The sequence below is a fragment of the Chitinophaga varians genome (genome assembly GCF_012641275.1).
Lineage (GTDB): Bacteria > Bacteroidota > Bacteroidia > Chitinophagales > Chitinophagaceae > Chitinophaga > Chitinophaga varians_A.
Genome location: NZ_JABAIA010000004.1, coordinates 873,313 through 893,433, shown reverse-complemented (window position 1 = coordinate 893,433; position 20,121 = coordinate 873,313). Strand labels below are relative to the sequence as shown.

General features: G+C 48.3%; 16 protein-coding genes. 9 read left to right on the top strand and 7 right to left on the bottom strand.

All coding sequences use genetic code 11. The features are described from left to right. Positions 1 to 105 precede the first annotated feature (105 nt). Positions 106 to 456: a hypothetical protein gene (locus HGH92_RS32985; protein ID WP_168875090.1), complete on the top strand. Its 351-nt coding sequence runs from the start codon at positions 106 to 108 to the stop codon at positions 454 to 456. 143 nt (positions 457 to 599) lie between these two features. Then, positions 600 to 965: a hypothetical protein gene (locus HGH92_RS32980; RefSeq protein WP_168875089.1), complete on the top strand. Its 366-nt coding sequence runs from the start codon at positions 600 to 602 to the stop codon at positions 963 to 965. Between the two features lie 3 nt (positions 966 to 968). On the opposite strand, the gene HGH92_RS32975 is transcribed toward HGH92_RS32980, so the two are convergent. Beyond that, positions 969 to 3,329, bottom strand: a complete 2,361-nt coding sequence (locus HGH92_RS32975; RefSeq protein WP_168875088.1) for a TonB-dependent receptor — start codon at positions 3,327 to 3,329, stop codon at positions 969 to 971. Positions 3,330 to 3,372: 43 nt separating this feature from the next. Further along, positions 3,373 to 3,963, bottom strand: a complete 591-nt coding sequence (locus HGH92_RS32970; RefSeq protein ID WP_168875087.1) for a DUF3347 domain-containing protein — start codon at positions 3,961 to 3,963, stop codon at positions 3,373 to 3,375. Between the two features lie 218 nt (positions 3,964 to 4,181). Here HGH92_RS32970 and HGH92_RS32965 point away from each other — a divergent pair, with 218 nt between their 5' ends. From HGH92_RS32965 to HGH92_RS32940, 6 genes are all read left to right on the top strand, one after another. After that, positions 4,182 to 6,146: an ABC-F family ATP-binding cassette domain-containing protein gene (locus HGH92_RS32965; protein ID WP_168875086.1), complete on the top strand. Its 1,965-nt coding sequence runs from the start codon at positions 4,182 to 4,184 to the stop codon at positions 6,144 to 6,146. 123 nt (positions 6,147 to 6,269) lie between these two features. Further along, the gene (locus tag HGH92_RS32960; protein ID WP_168875085.1) at positions 6,270 to 6,956 is read left to right on the top strand and encodes a response regulator transcription factor; all 687 of its coding nucleotides are present in this window, start codon (positions 6,270 to 6,272) and stop codon (positions 6,954 to 6,956) included. A 6-nt stretch (positions 6,957 to 6,962) separates the two neighbouring features. Continuing rightward, positions 6,963 to 8,333 (top strand): sensor histidine kinase, encoded by a 1,371-nt coding sequence (locus HGH92_RS32955; RefSeq protein WP_168875084.1) that lies wholly within the window; start codon positions 6,963 to 6,965, stop codon positions 8,331 to 8,333. Positions 8,334 to 8,431: 98 nt separating this feature from the next. Continuing rightward, a complete protein-coding gene (locus tag HGH92_RS32950; protein ID WP_168875083.1) occupies positions 8,432 to 9,709 on the top strand; it encodes a TolC family protein in 1,278 nt (425 codons plus the stop codon). A gap of 4 nt (positions 9,710 to 9,713) precedes the next feature. Then, the gene (locus HGH92_RS32945) at positions 9,714 to 10,805 is read left to right on the top strand and encodes an efflux RND transporter periplasmic adaptor subunit (protein ID WP_168875082.1); all 1,092 of its coding nucleotides are present in this window, start codon (positions 9,714 to 9,716) and stop codon (positions 10,803 to 10,805) included. Positions 10,806 to 10,853: 48 nt separating this feature from the next. Then, positions 10,854 to 13,949 (top strand): efflux RND transporter permease subunit, encoded by a 3,096-nt coding sequence (locus HGH92_RS32940; RefSeq protein WP_168875081.1) that lies wholly within the window; start codon positions 10,854 to 10,856, stop codon positions 13,947 to 13,949. A gap of 178 nt (positions 13,950 to 14,127) precedes the next feature. On the opposite strand, the gene HGH92_RS32935 is transcribed toward HGH92_RS32940, so the two are convergent. Together HGH92_RS32935 and HGH92_RS32930 are read right to left on the bottom strand one after the other, a co-directional pair. Further along, positions 14,128 to 15,144 (bottom strand): rhodanese-related sulfurtransferase, encoded by a 1,017-nt coding sequence (locus tag HGH92_RS32935; RefSeq protein ID WP_168875080.1) that lies wholly within the window; start codon positions 15,142 to 15,144, stop codon positions 14,128 to 14,130. Between the two features lie 211 nt (positions 15,145 to 15,355). Continuing rightward, a complete protein-coding gene (locus HGH92_RS32930) occupies positions 15,356 to 15,583 on the bottom strand; it encodes a helix-turn-helix domain-containing protein (RefSeq protein ID WP_168875079.1) in 228 nt (75 codons plus the stop codon). Positions 15,584 to 15,873: 290 nt separating this feature from the next. Between HGH92_RS32930 and HGH92_RS32925 the strand changes: the two genes are divergently transcribed. Further along, positions 15,874 to 16,257, top strand: a complete 384-nt coding sequence (locus tag HGH92_RS32925; RefSeq protein ID WP_168875078.1) for a response regulator — start codon at positions 15,874 to 15,876, stop codon at positions 16,255 to 16,257. Between the two features lie 114 nt (positions 16,258 to 16,371). On the opposite strand, the gene HGH92_RS32920 is transcribed toward HGH92_RS32925, so the two are convergent. From HGH92_RS32920 to HGH92_RS32910, 3 genes are all read right to left on the bottom strand, one after another. After that, positions 16,372 to 16,578 (bottom strand): hypothetical protein, encoded by a 207-nt coding sequence (locus HGH92_RS32920; protein ID WP_168875077.1) that lies wholly within the window; start codon positions 16,576 to 16,578, stop codon positions 16,372 to 16,374. Positions 16,579 to 17,049: 471 nt separating this feature from the next. After that, positions 17,050 to 19,569 carry a DUF5686 and carboxypeptidase regulatory-like domain-containing protein gene (locus tag HGH92_RS32915; RefSeq protein ID WP_168875076.1) on the bottom strand — a complete coding sequence of 840 codons (2,520 nt, stop codon included), beginning with the start codon at positions 19,567 to 19,569 and terminating at the stop codon, positions 17,050 to 17,052. 78 nt (positions 19,570 to 19,647) lie between these two features. Then, positions 19,648 to 20,004: a hypothetical protein gene (locus tag HGH92_RS32910; RefSeq protein WP_168875075.1), complete on the bottom strand. Its 357-nt coding sequence runs from the start codon at positions 20,002 to 20,004 to the stop codon at positions 19,648 to 19,650. Positions 20,005 to 20,121: the final 117 nt, after the last annotated feature.

The following is a 20,121-nucleotide window of genomic DNA, read 5'->3' as shown; positions in this document are numbered from 1 at the left end:
GATTATAATATTTGGTATACCAGCGTTTTTATTCTTGCTGGTATTGTTGGGCAACGCTAAACATTAGAAGAAGGCGATTATTTTACCACCATAAATACTTAACATATGTCTGTAAATAATATCAAAGTCTACGACATTCTAAGAAAAGACCTCCACCTGGGAGATAAAAAAGCACAGGAACTTATATCCGAAATGGATGCAATCTATGGTAAGGAATTATTAAAAACTGACGTAAAGGAACTTTCCACCAAACTTGATAAAGTAGATACCAAAATGGATGAGGTTAAAAAAGACCTTGTTAGTTATCAAACGAAATTAGGTAGCCTACAAACCCAAATGCAAACAGACTTTAAAGAAATTTGCTCCAAAATAGGTAATACAGGGCTGATACAATATGTGACCATTACAGGCACTATTCTGGGCATCATTTGGACCTACATCAAATTTTTTAAATAAATTCAAAACTGACAACCGCAGGTCATCACACGATAACTATCAACACCTGCTTACCCATGACTTTCAGGGACTCATCCGCCATCTTTCCTCCCAAATCAATCCATACAAATGGAGAATTCACAATCTTAATAAAAACATGTACTATGCTCGCAAGTAACGACGAAATCTATTATATCTTCAGGAAAGATCTTCATCTCAGCGAAGAAAAAACCAGGGCACTATTATTGAACATGGATATTGCCATTGGTGAAACGCTCGCTAAAAATTTCATAGCCCCAACCAATGTTTCAAAAAGCTACTTGAAATTGGACAAGGTAGCCCACAGTCAGCATTCCATAAAAGAAGAAGTAGAAGAACTAAAAGAGGAGGTAAATCAGCTAAAAAAAGAAATAAAACGATTTGTGGGAACCGTCTGTACAAGAACAGGATATTTCATAGTCGGCACCGTTGGCATTCTAATAATTTTGAATATTGTCCTCAATATTGTTATAGTTACCTACAAAAAATAACCCTCAAAACTGAAAATTATACGTCACCGCGGGAATAATCGGAAACAACGACACTTGCTTGGCCTTGACTTTCAGCGATCCATCCACCGCCTTTCCCTCCTGGTCGAAATAAATGAAATATGGATTTTTTCTGCTATATACGTTATAGATCGAGAAAGCCCAGCTGCCCCGGAACCGCCTGTTCTCCCGCTTAGGCTTCGGTGTATAGATAGCAGATAAATCCAGCCGGTTATAAGGCGCCATACGATAAGAATTGATCTTACCATATCCCTGCACCAACGCTCCTTCCATAAAATAGAACTGCTCAGGCATCGTGGTGGTATTACCCGTACCATAGATGAACACGCCGGAGAAAGTCCACCGTTTATTTAATTCATACGTCGCTACGGCCACGAGGTCATGCCTCCGGTCGTATTTCGCCGGGAAACGCTTGCCTTCGTTCAGCATCGGGAACTGCCGCCAGGTCCACGCCAGCGTGTATCCCAGCCAGCCGGTCAACGCGCCTTTTTTCTTATTCACAAAAAGCTCCAGCCCATAAGCCTGCCCCCTGCCGAAAACAAAATCCAGTTCCGGATCGGACAACGACGGCGTATAGCCCTCCCGGTATTCTACCTGGTGGTACATTTCCTTATAGTAAACTTCCGCAGAGGCTTCGTAGGTATTATTTTTAAAATTACGGAAATAACCGGCGGAGTATTGCCACGATTCCTGCGGCCTCACCCGGTAAGTACTGGGTACCCACACGTCCGTCGGCAACGTGGTGCCGGCATTGGACACCAAATGTATAAACTGGTAATTGCGCGTAAACGATGCCTTGACAGCGTTGTCATTATTCCAGGAGTAGCGCAGGATCAGGCGTGGCTCAAAACCTCCGTAATGGGTGACCGGTCGGCCGCGGCCATATTTAACACTGTCCGTCTTCTGACCGGCCGCATCGCGGATATAACGGGTATAAGGCCCTATCTGCATAAAACCACTGAAACGCACACCGGCATTAAGTTGCAGATGAGGTGATATCTCCCAGTCGTCCATCAGGTAAGCCCCCACTTCATGCGCATATTTCTTGTAGGCGTTTTCCGGTGGGGCAAATACCGTAGAGTCCTGCCCTCCGCTGACAGTGCTCGGCGTAAACACATGGTAAATATAGTTGCCGCCAAATTTAATGTGGTGGCGGGGATTGGCATAATAATCAAAGTCCAGTTTGGCATTGCCGTCGCTGATGCCGGATGACAGGCGGAGGTTAAAATTATTCTGGAGCGCGCTGAACTGGAATTTATAATCGTTATAAATAAGGGACAGGTTCGCAAACAATTTGCTGTTGAACACATGGTTCCAGCGCAAAGTGGCCGTACTGTTGCCCCATGGGATCTTCACCATGAACTTGCGGTTATCGCTTGAAAAGCTGAAAACATCCCGGCCAAAGTAACCGCTGAGATATAACCGGTCTTTATCAGACAGGATGTAATTCACTTTCATGTTCAGGTCATAGAAATAATAGCCGGTGCCTTTGTAGGATGAATTATTGACAAAGGGTTTGGTGAGCAGATCGATATACGTACGGCGGGCTGAAACGATAAAAGAAGCCTTGTCTTTTTTAAGCGGCCCCTGTAGTGACAACCGTGAAGCAATCAGCCCTATCCCACCCTCTCCCTGGAAGTTTTTGTTGTTGCCTTCCTTCATATTTACATCCACAACGGAAGACAGCCGGCCGCCGTAATTGGCCGGCATCCCACCCTTGATCAGCGTTGTATTTTTGATCGCGTCTGCATTAAACACCGAGAAAAAACCAAACAGGTGGCCCGTATTATATACCGGCGCCTCGTCCAGCAGGATCAGGTTCTGGTCAGGTCCGCCGCCACGTACATAAAACCCGGCATTGCCTTCCCCGGCGGCCTGCACACCGGGCATCAGCTGCAACGCCTTCAGGATATCTGTCTCCCCCATCAGTGCGGGGAGCTTTTTTACCTGCTGTGCAGACATTTCCACCCGGCCCATGTCAGTGCTTTTCACATTGGCATGCTGCTGCTGGGCCGTCACCACGACTTCTTTTGCCTGATAGGACCGCGGCAGCAGCTCCACATAACGTATAGTGTTGCCTGTTAGGGTCAGCTCAAGCGGTTTACTTTCATAACCCACAAAAGAAAAAATGATGGTGTAAGTGCCCGGCGACAAAGTGAGGGAATAAAAACCATAAGCGTTGGTCTGGATACCGGTGCTGGTGCCTTGTACGTGTACCGTAGCGCCGGGGAGCGATTCGCCGTTGGTACTGTCGCGCACATAGCCACTGACAGTAAAATGCTGTGCCCTGGCAGACAAGCATAGAAGGGTCATCAGGAAAGTAACTACATATCTGAAGAATTGCATATTACTGTCTATTGTCGTCCGGCAATAGACAGTAATTTACAATTTACTGATAACTTAAAGTGTCTTTTGTTTCTCCACAATGCAACATTTTATTACCGAAGTAAGGGTTTAAAATGTCCGGTTTGTCGCTTAACCAGTAAGCACCTTTGTCATCAAAGGCCATTGGGCAATATTGGTGATAGACGGTTTTGCCTTTGAGCCCGGTATTTTTTACGAGGTCGAACAACATATCAGAAACCATCTGGAAGGAAGAACGTTTGCCTTCCAGGTCCTGTTCACCCTCGAAGCCCGCCAGTTCAGCGCTGATACTGCCGGTGGTGCCGGTAATAATGCTTAGGTGGCTGCTGTCCATCTGAAGGGTATTCACCGGCAGGCTGTCCATATGCAGCTTCAGGGAAGCCGCCGCAGTATTGGCCGCAAGGCTGTCTGCCTTTACCAGTGCGTCTGACAGCTGGTAGTAAGCCTGCATGACCAACTGAAGGGAATCATAATATTGCTGGCTGTAGGGCGCCTGTAAAGAGGCCGCCGGTTTAGCTGCCGCCTCTTCGCCGGATTTGGTGGGTGACGGCTGACAACCAAACAAAGCTGCCACTATGCATAATGTTCCTACGGGAACGCCTGATCTGAAATTCATGGGCATTTATTTTCTTCGTCCGCAAAAGTAATAATAATCAGTGGGCACAGAAACAGCGATCAAAACGTTAAAATCTAATTTTCATTAGAATTTTATAATCTACAATTAATTATTTATCAATAGTTAATATATACATAAAATACAAAAGCATAGGAAACATTAAAATGACATAAGTTCTGGTTACCTTTGCACGTTTTTTATCCAATTTTTGAACAACTATGTTAATCGCATTACAGGACATTACATTTGAGTTTGGGTCCAGGGTCATCCTGGAAAATTCCTCCTGGCATATTGAGCCGGGAGACCGCGTTGGCCTTATCGGATTGAATGGAACAGGCAAATCCACCCTGCTGCGTATTATCAACGGCGAATATTCCGTTTCCAAAGGAAGCGTTAACAAAAGCAAAAACCTGACGATCGGTTTTTTTAACCAGGACCTGCTGAGCTTTGAAACCGATGAATCTATCCTCACCGTAGGTATGATGGCCTTCGGCAAAGCGCTGGAACTGGAAAAGGAAATAGACAGGCTTACCAAAGAACTGGAACACGACCAGACAGAAGAGCTGCTGCACCAGTTCAGCGACGCCCTCCACGAATTTGAAGCGCTGGACGGCTATAACATGAAACACAAAACGGCACAGGTATTGGAAGGCCTCGGCTTTACCACCGCCGACCTGGACCGTCCCTATAGCGAATTCTCCGGTGGATGGCGCATGCGCGTGCTCCTCGCCCGCCTCATCCTCCAGCAGCCGGACGTGCTCATGCTCGATGAACCGACGAACCACCTTGACCTTCCGTCCATCGAATGGCTGGAACGTTACCTCGTTGGCTACAATGGTGCCGTGATCATCGTATCGCACGACCGTTATTTCCTTGACCGCATGGTAAACGGCATCGTGGAAGTGTACCAGCAGCAACTGCACCACTACTCCGGCTCCTATGCCGACTATGAAGTGGAAAAGGAACTGCGCCGCGAAATGCAGCAGCGTGCCTACGACAACCAGCAGGACTATATCCGTCAGCAGGAAAGATTTATCGAACGTTTTAAGGCCAAAGCCTCTAAGGCCGCACAGGCACAGAGCATCGCCAAAAGACTGGATAAACTGGAACGTGTGGAACAGGTGGACAGTGGCCCGTCTAAAATCAAGATTAACTTCTCCATCGATAAAACACCGGGTAAAATCCTGTGTACGCTGAACAACATCAGCAAAGCCTATGGCGATAACCAGATCCTGAAAAACACCAGCGCTGAAATCAACCGCGGCGACAAAATAGCCCTGATTGGTGCCAACGGTAAGGGTAAATCCACCCTGCTGCGCATCATCTTCGGCATGGAGCCCATGGAAGGCGAAAGAGTGCCGGGCCACAACGTGGTGACCAGCTTCTATGCCCAGCACCAGCTGGAATCGCTCGACCTGAACAGCGAAATCCTGGACGAGCTGAAAAATTTCGGCTCCGGCCGCACCGAGCTGGAATTACGCCAGTTGCTCGGCTGCTTCCTCTTTACCGGCGATGACGTATTCAAAAAAATCCGTATCCTTTCCGGTGGTGAAAAAGCCAGGGTGGCGCTCGCCAAAACGATAATCAGTCAGGCCAACTTCCTCATGCTCGATGAGCCCACGAACCACCTCGACATGAACTCCGTGCAGATGCTGATCGACGCGCTCGACAAATATGAAGGCAGCTTTGTACTCGTATCGCACGACCGTTATTTTGTAAGCCAGACAGCCAACAAAATCTGGGAAATCGTGGATGGCGAAATCAAGGAGTTTAAAGGTACCTACACCGAATATGAAGAGTGGAAAAAGAGAATGGCTGCCCAACAGGCGCCCGCTCCCGTAAAAGCCGCCGCCGACAAGAAAGAAACCAAACAGGCCGCCCCCGCCAGCAATAATAATGCTGCCGCCTCCAAAGGCGCCATCAACAAAGAAGTGCAACGCGAACTGCAAAAACAACAAAAACAGTTTTCACAGGTAGAGGGACAACTGGCCAGCCTTAAAGAACGTAAAGCCCGCCTGGAAGCCAGCTTAGGCGACCCGGCCACCTATAACGACCGAACTAAATTTGCCCAGGTGGAAAGCGAATACCAGGAAGTGCAAAAATTTATCGATAGGGCCAACGAACAATACGAACAGCTCTTCGAGAAAATCATGCAACTGGAAGCCAACCTGGTAACCAATTAGAAATTACGAATGACGAATTACGAATGAAGGGATTCCTTATATAGCGGTTGCTTAGTACCCTTTGGAAAAGAGGCCCTCAATTCGTAATTCGTCATTCGTAATTAGTCATTTCAAAAGTCCTATATGCAGAAAATACTGGTGGTAGAAGATGAGGTCAAAGTAGCCAATGCCGTAAAAAAAGGCCTTGAAGAAAACGGCTTCGAGGTAGATGTGGCCTACGACGGCCGCATGGGCAAAAGCCTCGCTGCCAGCAATAACTACGACCTTGTCATTCTCGATCTGAACCTCCCCCATCACAACGGCTATGAACTGTGCGAAGTCATCCGCCGGAAAAACAACCGTGTGCCTGTCATCATGCTCACCGCACTGGGTGGCGTGGAAGATAAAATGCAGGCGTTTGAGCTGGGGGCGGACGACTACCTGGTAAAGCCCTTTGATTTCCGTGAGCTGCTGGCACGTATCCGCGTGTTCCTAAAGCGCGCCGGCTCTGAAGCGCCGCACAGCACCCAATACAAAATCACCATCGCCGATCTGGAAATAGACAGGGAGAAGAAGGAAGTCTCCCGCGGCGGCAAAAAAATTGCCCTCACCGCCAAAGAATACCAGCTGCTCGATTTTCTGGCGCTGCATAAAGGCAAAGTGATCTCCAAACTCACCATCGCGGAAAAAGTGTGGGACATTGACTTTGACACCGGCACCAACGTGATCGAAGTATATATGAACTTCCTCCGTAAAAAGATCGACAAGGATTTCGAGCAAAAACTGTTGCATACCAAAACCGGCATGGGATATTACCTCTCCGAAGAGTAATCCTGCATGAAGATCAAATATAAAATAGCGCTGTATTATACGCTGTCGGCCTCCCTGATGCTGATCGCCTTTGCCGTGCTGGCCTATTATTTCTCTTCCAAATCCAGGCGTGCCGAATACCTCGAAAGGCTGGAATACCGCGCCCGCTCCATCGCCAATGTGATCATCGAAGACGGCAATGTAAAAGTGGACCTGTTACGAAAACTGGACCGCACCACTTTCCAGGACCTTTATAAAGAGACAATCCTCGTATACGATCCCAACTACGACCTGCTTTACAGCAACCTTAAAGACACCACCATCCGCACGCACCGCAGCCTGTTGGATTATATCAAACAAAACAAACTATACAGCAATATTAAAAGCAGCGGTGAACAGGTAGGCGTGTACTATACCGAAGGCGATGTGTCCGTGATCGTGATCGTATCCTCCTTTGACAAATACGGTTTCCAGAACCTCCAAAACCTCCGCCAGATATTGCTGATAGAGCTGATCACCGCTGTGGCGATACTGGTGGGCGTTGGCTATTTCTTCGCCCGCAAAATGATGGAGCCTATCGACAAACTGGTACAGCAGGTAGATAACATCAACGCCAGCAACATGCAGGACGCACAGGTAGCCGTGAAAGGGAAAGATGAAATTGCCACGCTGGGCTCCAACTTCAACACCATGTTGCAGCGTCTCAGTGACTCCTTTGACCTGCAAAAAAGTTTCGTGAGCAATGCCTCCCATGAGCTGCGTACCCCGCTGGCAGCTATTATCAGCCAATTGCAGGTGACACTTTCCAAGGAGCGTACCAAAGAGGAATACCAGTCACTGCTGATTTCCGTACTGGAAGACGCGGAAAACCTGTCTGACCTGTCGAATGGACTACTGCAGCTGGCACAGTCAGAACTTAACCAGGAGCAGTTTGTATTCAACAGCGTCCGCATCGACGAGCTGCTGATGGACATGGCCAACCTGATACGGCTGAAACACAAGGCGCCCGCCAAAGTGGATATCCAGTTCGTCAAAGTACCGGACATCGACCTGCTGGTCACCTGTTTCGGGAACGAGAGCCTGCTGAAAGTGCTTTTCCTGAACCTGATAGACAACGCCTGCAAATTTTCTCCCGACAAAAGCGCGCATGTGTCTATCGATTTCTTCACCCAGTATATCACGGTGCAGATCAGAAACCAGGGCGCTCCGATCCCTTCCGGAGAGATCAATAAAATCTTCGAGCCCTTCTACCGCGGCGATAATGCCCATCAAACCCGCGGCCATGGCCTTGGCTTGTCGATCTGTAAAAAGATCGTGCAGATACATAACGGCCATATCACGGTAACTTCCACTGCTGAAGAGGGTACTACCTTCACCGTGATACTCCCCCACCTCTGAACAAATCTGCCATTTACTCATTTTTAATGCGTTTTTAATTTGTCTTAAAGCCGTCTTTAATCTCACTTGGGGAGCTTTGTGTCATAAAAATAGGCAATATGCGAACCAAGACGAAACTGATTCTGTCAGTATGCGTTGCCAGCCTGGGCTTTACTCAACCTATAAAAGCACAAGCTCCGACCCGGACGGTTACCTTACAGGCCGTCGAGGATTCTTTCCTGGTCAGGAACTATGTACTGTTGGCACAACGTTATCAAATCGACGCGTCCAAAGCACTGGTGCGTCAGGCAAAAATGTGGAACAATCCCTCCTTCAGCACGGTATTGGGCTTCGGTAGCACCGATAAGTTCCAGCCTTTTAAGGTAGGCTCCGGAGGTGAAACACAGTATACCATTGACCAGCTGATACAGCTGGCGGGCAAACGCAACAAGAATGTGCAGCTGGCGGCCACCGCCACTAAAATGAACGAGGCCACCTTCGACGAACTGGTGCGCACGCTCCGCCTGCAGCTGCGTGAGAACTTCTACACGCTCTACTACCGGCGCCAGACCGGCAAAGTGCTCAAAGAACAACTGGAAAACCTGCAACGTATCGTTGACGCCTATGTGACCGCCGATAAAAAAGGCAGTGTGGCCCATTCCGACCTGATACGCTTACAAGCCTTACAGGTAGGCATCGAGAACGATTATGCCGACCTGAAACAGGAAGAACTGGAAGCACAGAAGAACCTGCAACAGCTGCTGCACACCCAGGATTTTTATGACGCCGTGGTAACACCCGCCGACCTCACCGCTTACCGGCTGGACCATGTGGAATTATCGTCCCTGCTGGACAGTGTGGCCACTAATCGTCCGGACGTACGCATCGCCGCCACCCAATACCAGACAGCAGAACTGAACTACCGCCTGCAAAAAGCGATGGCCGTGCCTGACCTGCACGTAGGCGCCACCTATGATAAAAAAGGCAGCTACATCGATAACTTCGTGGGCCTCACGCTGGGAATAGACCTGCCGCTGTGGAACCGCAACCAGGGCAATATCCGGGCGGCACAGCTGCAAATAGGCGCCGGCAAACAACAACTGCAACAACAACAGTCCGTTGCCCAGACAGAAGTGATCAACGCCTATCAGCGTATCGTAGCGCTGGAAAAGCGTTACAAAAGCTTCGACCTGCACCAGTTCCAGGATGAGTTTGACACCCTGATTGCTGAAGTCGCCAAAAACTTCAGCAAAGGCAATATCTCCCTGTTACAATTCATCGACTATTTCAACAGCTATAGCGACAACGCTAAAAACATCAACAAGTTTTTATCCAACCGGGTCAACGCTTATGAAGAACTTAATTACGCCACAGGACAAGAATTATTTAAAAACTAAGCACATGAAACAGCCTATATTGATCGTTGGCTTTTCGCTGCTGGCAGCAGTTATCTGGAGTGGATGCAAACACACACAGGCAGAAGATTCAGAGAAGAGCACATTTGTACTCAGCGATACCATGTTAAAAAATATCCGCATCGATACCGCCCATATGGTGCCCGTGATGAACGAAGTGCGGCTCTCCGGCAAGGTAGCCCCCAATGGCGGCAAGGTACTTAAAGTATACCCGCTGGTGAGTGGTTATGTGGAAGATATCAAAGTGCAGCTGGGCGACTATGTGCAGAAAGGCCAGGTACTGGCCGTGATACACAGTGCCGAGATCGCAGACTATGAAAAACAACTGGCACAGGCCCGCTCCGACCGCGGCGTGGCAGAGAAAAACCTGAAAGTGGCGCAGGACCTGTATGACAGCCGCCTGAGCACAGAAAAAGACGTGGTGAACGCCAGAGGCGAAGTACAGAAAAACAACGCGGAAATCAACCGTCTCAACGACCTCTTTAAAATATACCGCAAAGGTAAAGGCGCTACCTACCTGGTGACAGCCCCCATCTCCGGATATATTATTGAAAAGAACATCAATAATAACATGGAGATCCGTACAGACAACAGCGCCAATATCTTCACCATCTCCGAACTGGACGATGTATGGGTAATGGCCAACGTGTTTGAAACAGATATCGCCAAAATCAAGGAAGGCTATGAAGCAGACGTGGTGACCGTAAGTTACCCCGATGAGCCCTTCCATGGCAAAATAGACAAGATCAATAATTTCCTGGACCCTGCCACCAAAACCATGCAGGTACGTATCCGGATCGACAACAAAAACATGTTGCTTAAACCGGAAATGTTTGCCACGGTATACGTGAAGTACACCGACCACGATGAGAAAATCGCCGTGCCTTCCGCCGCCGTCATCTTTGACAACAGCAAAAATTATGTACTGGTGTTCAAAGACAAATTCAACATCGCGGTAAGGCAGGTGGAAGTGGCCAAAACCTCCGGTGACCTGACTTACCTCAGCTCCGGCCTGCAGGCAGACGAAAAAGTGATCTCTAAAAATCAGCTGCTGATTTACGACGCGCTGAAAGACTAAGCTATGTCATGGCATGAAACACCAGCCTGGCCCTAAAGAAGAGGAATTATGAATAAATTCATCAGAAATATTGTCGCTTTTTCGCTCAAAAACAAACTCTTTGTTTTTATCGGCGTGGTCGTACTGATCATCGCAGGCGTGTTCTCGTTCCTGCACACGCCTATTGAAGCGTTTCCCGACGTTACCAATACACAAATCGTCATTGTTACCAAATGGAACGGCCGCAGCGCCCAGGAAGTGGAGCGTTTCGTGACCCTGCCCATCGAAGTGTCTATGAACGCCGTACAACGCAAGACCAGCGTACGTTCCGTAACCATGTTTGGTCTCTCCGTTGTAAAAATCATTTTTGAAGATGACGTAGAAGACTTTTTCGCGCGCCAGCAGGTAAACAATATGCTGGCAGGCATTGGCCTGCCCGAAGGCGCGGAACCGGAAGTACAGCCGCCCTACGGCCCTACCGGCGAGATCTTCCGCTACTATCTCAAAAGCAACAAACGCGATTCCCGCGACCTGCTGACCTGGCAGAACTGGGTCATAGACCGGCAGATACGCAGCGTGCCCGGCGTGGCAGACGTAGTGGCCTTCGGCGGACAGGAAAAGATCTATGAAATCTCCGCTGATCCGGTACGCCTCGCCAAATACGACATCACGCCGCTGGAACTCTACCAGGTGGTGACCAAAAGCAACGTCAACGTAGGCGGCGACGTGATCGAGAAAAACGGCCAGGCTTACGTGGTACGTGGTATCGGCCTGCTTAACAGCATCTCCGATATCCAGAACATCATTGTACAGAATATCAACGGCGTACCGCTACTGGTAAAAGACCTCGCTAACGTACATGAGTCTTCCGCCCCAAGGGTAGGACAAGTGGGCCTTGATAAAGCCGACGACCTGGTGGAAGGCATCGTGGTGATGCGTAAAGGCGAAAACCCGTCTGAAGTGCTCAAACGCCTGAAAGATAAACTGAAGGAGCTCAACGAAACCGTGCTGCCGGACGACATCAAAATGGAAACCTTCTACGATCGTGACAACCTGATGGAGTTCTGTACCCATACGGTGATGCACAACCTCGCGGAAGGGATCATTTTCGTGACCGTGATCGTGTTTATTTTCATGGCCGACTGGCGCACCACGGTGATCGTGTCGATCATCATCCCGCTGGCGCTGCTCTTTGCCTTCATGTGCCTGCGCATAAAAGGTATGAGCGCTAACCTGCTCTCTATGGGCGCCATCGACTTTGGTATCATCATAGACGGCGCCGTGGTAATGGTGGAAGGCATCTTTGTGATGCTGGACCACAAAGCCCATAAATACGGTATGGAGCGGTTCAATAAGATGGCCAAGCTGGGATGGATCAAACAGACCGGCGGCGAACTGGCCAAAGCCATCTTCTTCTCCAAACTGATCATTATAATCTCCCTGATACCAATCTTCTCCTTCCAGAAAGTAGAAGGTAAAATGTTCTCTCCGCTGGCGTGGACACTGGGCTTCGCGCTGTTGGGCGCATTGCTGTTCACCCTAACGTTGGTGCCTGTACTCTGTTCTATCCTGCTCAACAAAAACGTGAAGGAGAAAAACAACTTCGTGGTGAACTTCTTCGACCGCATTGTCACCAACGGGTTCAACTGGACCTACCGCAATAAACGCCTGAGCCTCACCTGCGCCCTGGCCTTTATGGTGGTGACCTTTATGTCGGCCAAGTTCCTCGGTACAGAGTTCCTGCCCCAGCTCAATGAAGGTTCTCTCTGGGTTACTACCGAGCTGCCTATGAGCATGTCGCTGACAGAGAGCACCCGCATGGCCCACAGCATCCGTGAAGACCTGGGCGGTTTCCCTGAAGTGAAAAGAGTGCTGTCGCAGGTAGGCCGTTCCAATGACGGAACCGACCCCAACGGCTTCTACTTTGTGCAATACCAGGTGGACCTGCTGCCTAAAGATGAATGGAAACGCAAGATCACGCAGGATGAACTGATTTCGCAGATGGAAAGCCGGTTAAAAAAGTACCCGGGCATTATCCTCAACTTCTCCCAGCCTATCAGCGACAACGTATCAGAAGCTGTGGCCGGTTTTAAAGCCGCCAATGGCGTGAAAATATACGGCGCAGACCTGTCCCAGCTGGAATCATTGTCACAACAGGTGATCACACAGCTGAAAACAGTACCTGGCATCAAGGACCTTGGCGTAATACGGAATATCGGTCAACCAGAGATGAGTATTGACCTGGACAACAACAAGATGGCCCAGTACGGCGTATCTACCGGCGACGCACAAGCCGTAATTGAAATGGCGATTGGTGGTAAAACCGCTACGCAATTGTACGAAGGCGAGAAAAAATTCGATATCCGTATCCGTTATGACGCCAACTACCGCAAAAATGAAGAAGACCTGGCCAATCTGATGGTGCCTACTATCAATAACAACAAAGTTCCGCTGAAAGAAATCGCGGAGATCAGGACCATTACCGGCCCGGCGTTTATTTACCGCGATCTTAATAAACGTTTCATCGGTATTAAGTTTTCCGTGCGTGACCGTGACCTTGGCTCTACCATTAGCGAAGCGCAGCAAAAAATTAATAAAGTCATCAAACTGCCTAAAGGGTATAGTGTAGGGTGGACCGGTGAGTTTGAAAATCAGGTACGCGCCACCCAAAGACTCGGTCAGGTAGTGCCTATCAGCCTTGTCGCCATCTTCATGGTGCTGTTTATTATGCTGGGTAACGTGAAAGATGCCGGACTGGTTTTAATGAATGTTCCTTTTGCACTAATAGGGGGAATTCTCGCTTTGCACGTTACAGGTATGAACTTCGGTATTTCTGCCGGCGTAGGTTTTATTGCCCTGTTTGGTATCTGTATCCAGAATGGTGTTATTCTGATTTCAGTATTCCATAAAAACCTGCAGGCTAAACTCGATCTGAACGAGGCAATTAAGCTGGGTGTTCAGAGCCGTATCCGGCCGGTGGTGATGACCGCGTTGATGGCTGCTATCGGCCTTGTGCCCGCAGCACTTTCACATGGTATTGGTTCCGAAACACAGAAGCCGTTGGCCATAGTGGTGATTGGAGGTTTGATTACCGCGACCGTATTGACATTGCTGGTGTTCCCGATTATTTTTTACCGGGCATATAAAAACAATACAGCCATATAAAGATATTATATCGCCTTCCGGCGGATGATCGACCGGGAGCAGATTAAATTTTAGTTCGCATATAGGTTGATAGAATGGTTATGAAAAAGGAAAAGGCCGGACGACGGTCCGGCCCATACTGATTTTATAATTATATCTACTCCGCCCTGCCGAGAAGAAACAACGCGGGGCGGATTTTTTATTTTATTCTTTTCCTGCGGGATTTGTTGAACATAAGTCCTTTGTCGACTCCTTTGCGCAAGGCAGCTTTTTCTTCTTCCGGCAATGCATGTACGTCTTTACAGGCATCACTGCAGCAGCCATTATATTTTGCGGCGCAGGACTCGCACTGAATAAATAAAAGGTGACAGCCGTCATTTAAACAGTTGGTGTGGGTATCACAAGGTTCCCCACATTGATGACATTGGCTAATAATATCCTCACTTATTCTTTCTCCCAGGCGGTCATCAAACACAAAATTTTTGCCTTTAAACTTAATGGGCAGTCCTTGTTGTTTGGCTTTGTTCGTGTATTCGATAATGCCCCCTTCGAGGTGGAAAACATTTTTGAATCCGTGGTGCAACATATACGCAGATGCTTTCTCACAGCGGATTCCCCCGGTACAATACATGATGATGTTTTTGTCTTTCTGGTCTTTCAGCATGTCTACCGCCATAGGTAGCTGATCGCGGAAAGTATCAGAAGGCACTTCGATGGCACCGTCAAAATGTCCGACTTCATATTCGTAGTGGTTACGCATGTCCACGATCACCGTTTCCGGGTCGTCCGTCAGTTTGTTGAACGACTGTGCATCTACGTACCTGCCCCGGTTGGCCATGTCGAAGGTGGGATCATCAATACCATCGGCCACAATTTTTTCCCGTACTTTGATTTTAAGCACGAAGAAAGATTTTCCATCGTCGTCCACGGCGATGTTCAGACGGATGCCATTCAGAAAGCTGACCGCGTAAAGCGTTTCGCGAAATGCCTCAAAATGATGTTCCGGTACGCTGATCTGCGCGTTGATCCCTTCATGGGCCACGTAGATACGTCCGAAAACGTCCAGTTTAAAGAGGGATTCGTAGAGTTGATCGCGGAAAGCCTGTGGGTCTTCAATTTTCGCGTACTGATAGAAGGAGACGGTGACGCGTTTGAATGTTTCCAATAATAGCCGCTTCCTGAGCTCGGCGGCGGAGACTCTGTTGTGTAATACCATTTTGTTTGAAATTTTAGGGACACTTGCCTTGTGAACAAAATTCCAATCACTACCCTGGTCCTCCCAGGTGGTTGATCGATTCGTCTTAAAAGTATGTCAATGACGCCTGTTTTTTGTCAGGCTGCGCAAAGATAGGCAAAAGCCGCGGGAAATGAAGCGGAAACAGGTGGGAACAGTCGTACAGGCATCACGCATAAGCGAAATACCATATCTATAAATCCTTCAAAAGTGTGGATGTATCAGTGCCGAGAGCTTTGGCTATCGCTTCCAGTGTACTTAAAGTTGGATTGCCTTTTCCGGATTCAATGGTCCATACCTGGGAGTAGGCAATGCCGGCGGTATCAGCAAATTCGCGTGTACTCAGGCCTGTTGCCTCACGCAGTTCCCGGAATCTTTCACCAAATCTTTTGGACAGTTCTTCGTTGCGGACACCATTCATTCGCACAAATTCAAGAAAAGGTGTAAAATTATTGACTTGATATATCAAGTCAATTGAAAAAAAATATTATATTCGGTTATCTTTGCCTCCCCAAAAAAAATATTACGAGGCATCGCTTTTTTGATCTGTCCAGCCGACCAAGCAAAGGGATACAGGAAAGGAAGCGAGCCCGCCACCTTCGTGCGCGGGCTCTTCTTTGTCTGATCCCGTCTTGGTCGGCTGGCAGCAAGGATAGAGTTCCGCGCTTTTTTTCTGCGCGTTGCTAAGCCCCTGACCCAAATCAATATCCCATGGAAACCTGTCAGCATAAACGCTACAAAATATTTTGGGTAGATGATGATCCCTTTTTTCTGAACTGGATAACACCACAGGTAACAGCCTTTGCCTGCTTCACCATACAGACCTTCGATAATGCCCGGGGCGCGCTGGAACAGCTGAAAAGCACCCATCCGGACATTATACTGACCAATCTTGTAATGCCCTATATGTGCGGGCTGGAGATGATCGCCACTATCCGTTGCGAAGACACGGACATTCCGATCGTAGTGGTGTCTAACCGGTTTCAAAAAAGCGACAGGCAGGCGGCCCTGGAGGCAGGCGCCAACTCATTCCTCTGTAAAGCGGGGATCAACGGACTAGCCATCAGGGCCGGCATATGGCCCTACCTGGCATGAAGACACTCATTTTTTTCACAGCATGCCCCTCGTTTGTCTAAACCAGGGTTTTTTCATAATCCTTATTAAATAACAGAACGCAAAACGCCGGATATCTATCCGGCGTCTTTTATTTTACAGCTGTGGTGTCTCGGCCTTCCTGCCCCATTCGTACAGGCGACGCAGCAACAACCACGCGATAGCGCTGATAATCAATATGTAGCCAATAAATCCGCATGTCCGCCATTCCACTGCGCCAGGCAGTTCATTGATTTCGGTGACGTAAGCAGCGATGGCCAACAGGATGCCCGCCATTAATGCCGTCCAGGCTAACTTTTTCATTGCATTGGTTTTCAGGGTAATGGTTAAAATCCCACTTCAGTGTGATAAAATCCACAAAAAGTGTATCTCGTTGGATATCAGTTTTACAACAGATGGTCACTGCCAAATGTTCACAAAGTGTGAAAAATTTAGTTATGGATTTATAACTATTTGATATTTATTGTATATATCTTTGCCATTAAGTTACGAACCCCTAGTTGGCACCCTTTTTGAAAATATCGTTTTGACAAAAAATTGATTAACCCGAAAATGTTATGTTATGAGTATTTACCTTACTTACTTTATGTACGCCATCGTTGGCATCTGGGTCTACAGACTGTTGGCTTATTTCTTCGATGAACGCAAAGAAATGAGAAGCAAAAAAAGATAGGCTATGAAGAAGACATCGGTAATTTGGTTATTTGGAAATTTGGTTATTTGTTCTCCCCAATAAAAAGCCAGTCCAAATAACCAAATATGTTGTCAACACCCCTACTGGTCCAGCTTTATTAAATTTCCGAACACCCCTCCCATTCCCACTCTGACGCCTATACGTGTATTGTCCTGGCTCTGATAACCGGCCACCACATCAACCCTGAGCACTTTCAGAATATTTTCCAATCCGAGGAACGCTTCCACATAGTTGTTTTTATCATTTACATAAAATGCATTGGAACCAGCTACCAGATTCCATTTCAGCCTGTTCAGCAAAGGTATTTTATTGGTCAGCAGCCCATTGAAATGGTGCTCCACATTGGCTGTCATAAAAAACGGCGCTGTAGTGCTATAACGATAATACGGCGCTAACTGGAAACTGTTCAGGTATTTGGTATTGTAAAACGTCTGGTTGCCATTGAAGTGCTGAAAGTCAGGTATCTGTACATTACGGTCATTTAGGAAACCGCCGGCGGTAACACGGTAACGGAATTCACCAAACAGTTTGAAGTTCATATTGTCAAACACCGATAACTTCCATTTGTCGAAATCCACCACACTGTTGCCCACATTTGGAATGCCTTTGCTGTAGGCCAGCTCAAAGGTCGGATATTTGGAGCCCAGCGGCATCTTGCGGTCCGGCAACTCCACAAACTGTTGCCCCGGCTGGTAACGGAAGCTCAGGTCCACAATAAAGGCCTGATGCCGTTCAAACGGCACCTGCGCCAGTTCTTCCGGATGATTGGGCGTAAACTGCTTTTTATCGTTTTTAAAGAAGGTAAAGTCTGTGGTATTCTCTACCGGGATGCGGCTTTCATAACGCACACCGGCAGTCAACCGGTCGTTGGTCTGAAACGTGCGGCTGTAGCGCAACTGGCCAAACCAATTTTCATACAGTTTCATATAGTTCTCCTTCAGCAGCAGCGTATAAAATTCATTGGCGATGTTATCAATCGGGTTATCCTGGTTGAACTGACTGACACGTTTGCCACCGCCCAGCGTCCAGTCGTTGCGGCCATAACGCTGGCGCACACGGCTATTGGCACTATAGGTCAAAAACGTATAAGCGTTGAGGTGAGTATTGCTCAAACCGTAACGCACATACGGAGATATCCGTAGTTGCCGCTCCTCTCCCAGGTTCAGCTGCAGCCGCGGTTCCAACGCCAGCACCAAACCTTCCACCGTATTATATTTAAGGGATTTGGCCAAACCGTTCACATACAACATATGCGACGCAATAGCGCTGTCACGGCGGAAATACAACTTGCGGTTAACACCGCCCCACAACACGTCCATTACCTTCACCGGCTTTTGTTTTTTACGCAGCGAATCCAGCGTATTGCCATTCATGGCCGCCAGCCTGTTGGCGCGGGCAGTGCTGTCTTTCTGATGGTAATCGCGGGACTCGGCCTCCTCCAAGGGCACCGGCCGGATACTGTCCCAGTACACTGCTTCTTTTTTATCAAACGCGGAATCGTATTTCAGGAATGTGTTGTCAAAGTACTTCGGCCCGAAGTTCGGGTGCAGGTTGTAGTCCGAATATACGTTCACGAAATTACCGACCATACCGAAGCCGAATTTATCGACCGACATATACAGTACCTGGTCTTTAACGCGCCATACCTCGCCGGACACCGGCACATGCGTTTGACGGATGCGCAGCGTATCCATCAGCTCCAGCTGGTATTCGCTGGTTAGTACCAGGTCGGTGCTATGAATGCGCCAATCGCCGTCGGTGATAAAGATATAGCCGGCAAACAGCGGCTCCTGCTTCCTTTTAGGGATCACTTTTATCTTATTGACCATACGGCCGTCTTCCAGGAACTCGCCCTCGAGCCGGTATTTGTAGTATGACAGCGCATTTTGTGAAATGGGTGAGATATAGCCTCTGGGGCCCATCTGCGTGATAACGGCAGACACGTTATTATCATAAAAGCTGATGAAAGCCGGGAAACTCATACCGAAGCCGCCGCCGCTCTTACGGTCGGAGATCACTTCCAGCTTCAGTTTATCCGGCATACGGGAAGAAATTTTAGTCACCGATTCCGACAGGAACACCATGCCTTTACCGGCACTGTCCACTCCCATGTCTTCCTTATCGATTTTTTTGCCCAGGAACTTATTGGGCGTACCCGTCATTCTGATGGTGCCCTTGATATAGGACATACAGGTGTATTCCTGGACCTGTTGCTGATAGAAAGCCCTTTTTTTGATGGCCTGCCGGATGATGGCATAGGCGGGGTCTTCACCTCCTGCTTTCACCACGACCTCTTTGATCTGAAGGTTGACAGGCGACAGCGTGAAGTTGAGGACCTGGGGAGTAATATCGACCTGAATTACTTTCTCCGTCTTACGGTAACCGATATACTGGCAAACGAGTGCATGTTGACCGGACGGTACCTCCAGTTGGTACTGGCCGGCAGCGTTGGTAGTGGTACCGGTCGTCGTCCCTTTTATCAGAACAGTGGCAAAAGGTAGCGGGTTATTTTTGTCATCGGTCACCAAACCTTTGACAATAGCGGCTTCACAGTAGGTAGTAAACAGGAGTAAAAACAGGGTCGGTAAGTATTTCATCATATCTCAAAAATAACTACCAGGTATGTACGCAAATGAAGCACCTACCGTTTTACCACAAATTTAACAGCACATGATAAGCTAGGACACGATCTTCCTGGGAGCCCGGATAAAGGCAGCGCTGCTGGCTGCGAAACCGGCCACCAGTCCGCCAATGAGCGCACTGATAACTCCCAGTAACGGCGCGCTGCGCACCTGCAGGATCATTTCGCTCATCCGGTTGGCCAACAGGTGGTCGTTGCGTACATCCATATAAAATGCCAGCACCAGCCACAGTATGAACACGGAGAGGAACGCACTGAAGAAGGACTTGCCAGGAGACAACGGCAGCACCAATGTCACCACAAAGGCCACCAGGGCTACGCTCCACCAGGGAAGCACAGTGCCCGCCAGATACGCCAGTACAAGGACCAGCAGAAAATGAGAAAAGGATTTCATAATTCTAATATAACAAAATATCTTAAATATTCATTTGTGTTTTAAGCGGTATAACTTTCTTAAGCTGTCTTAAGAAGAAATCCTGTAATGGTAAATACCTTTGTTATCGCTCTGCAT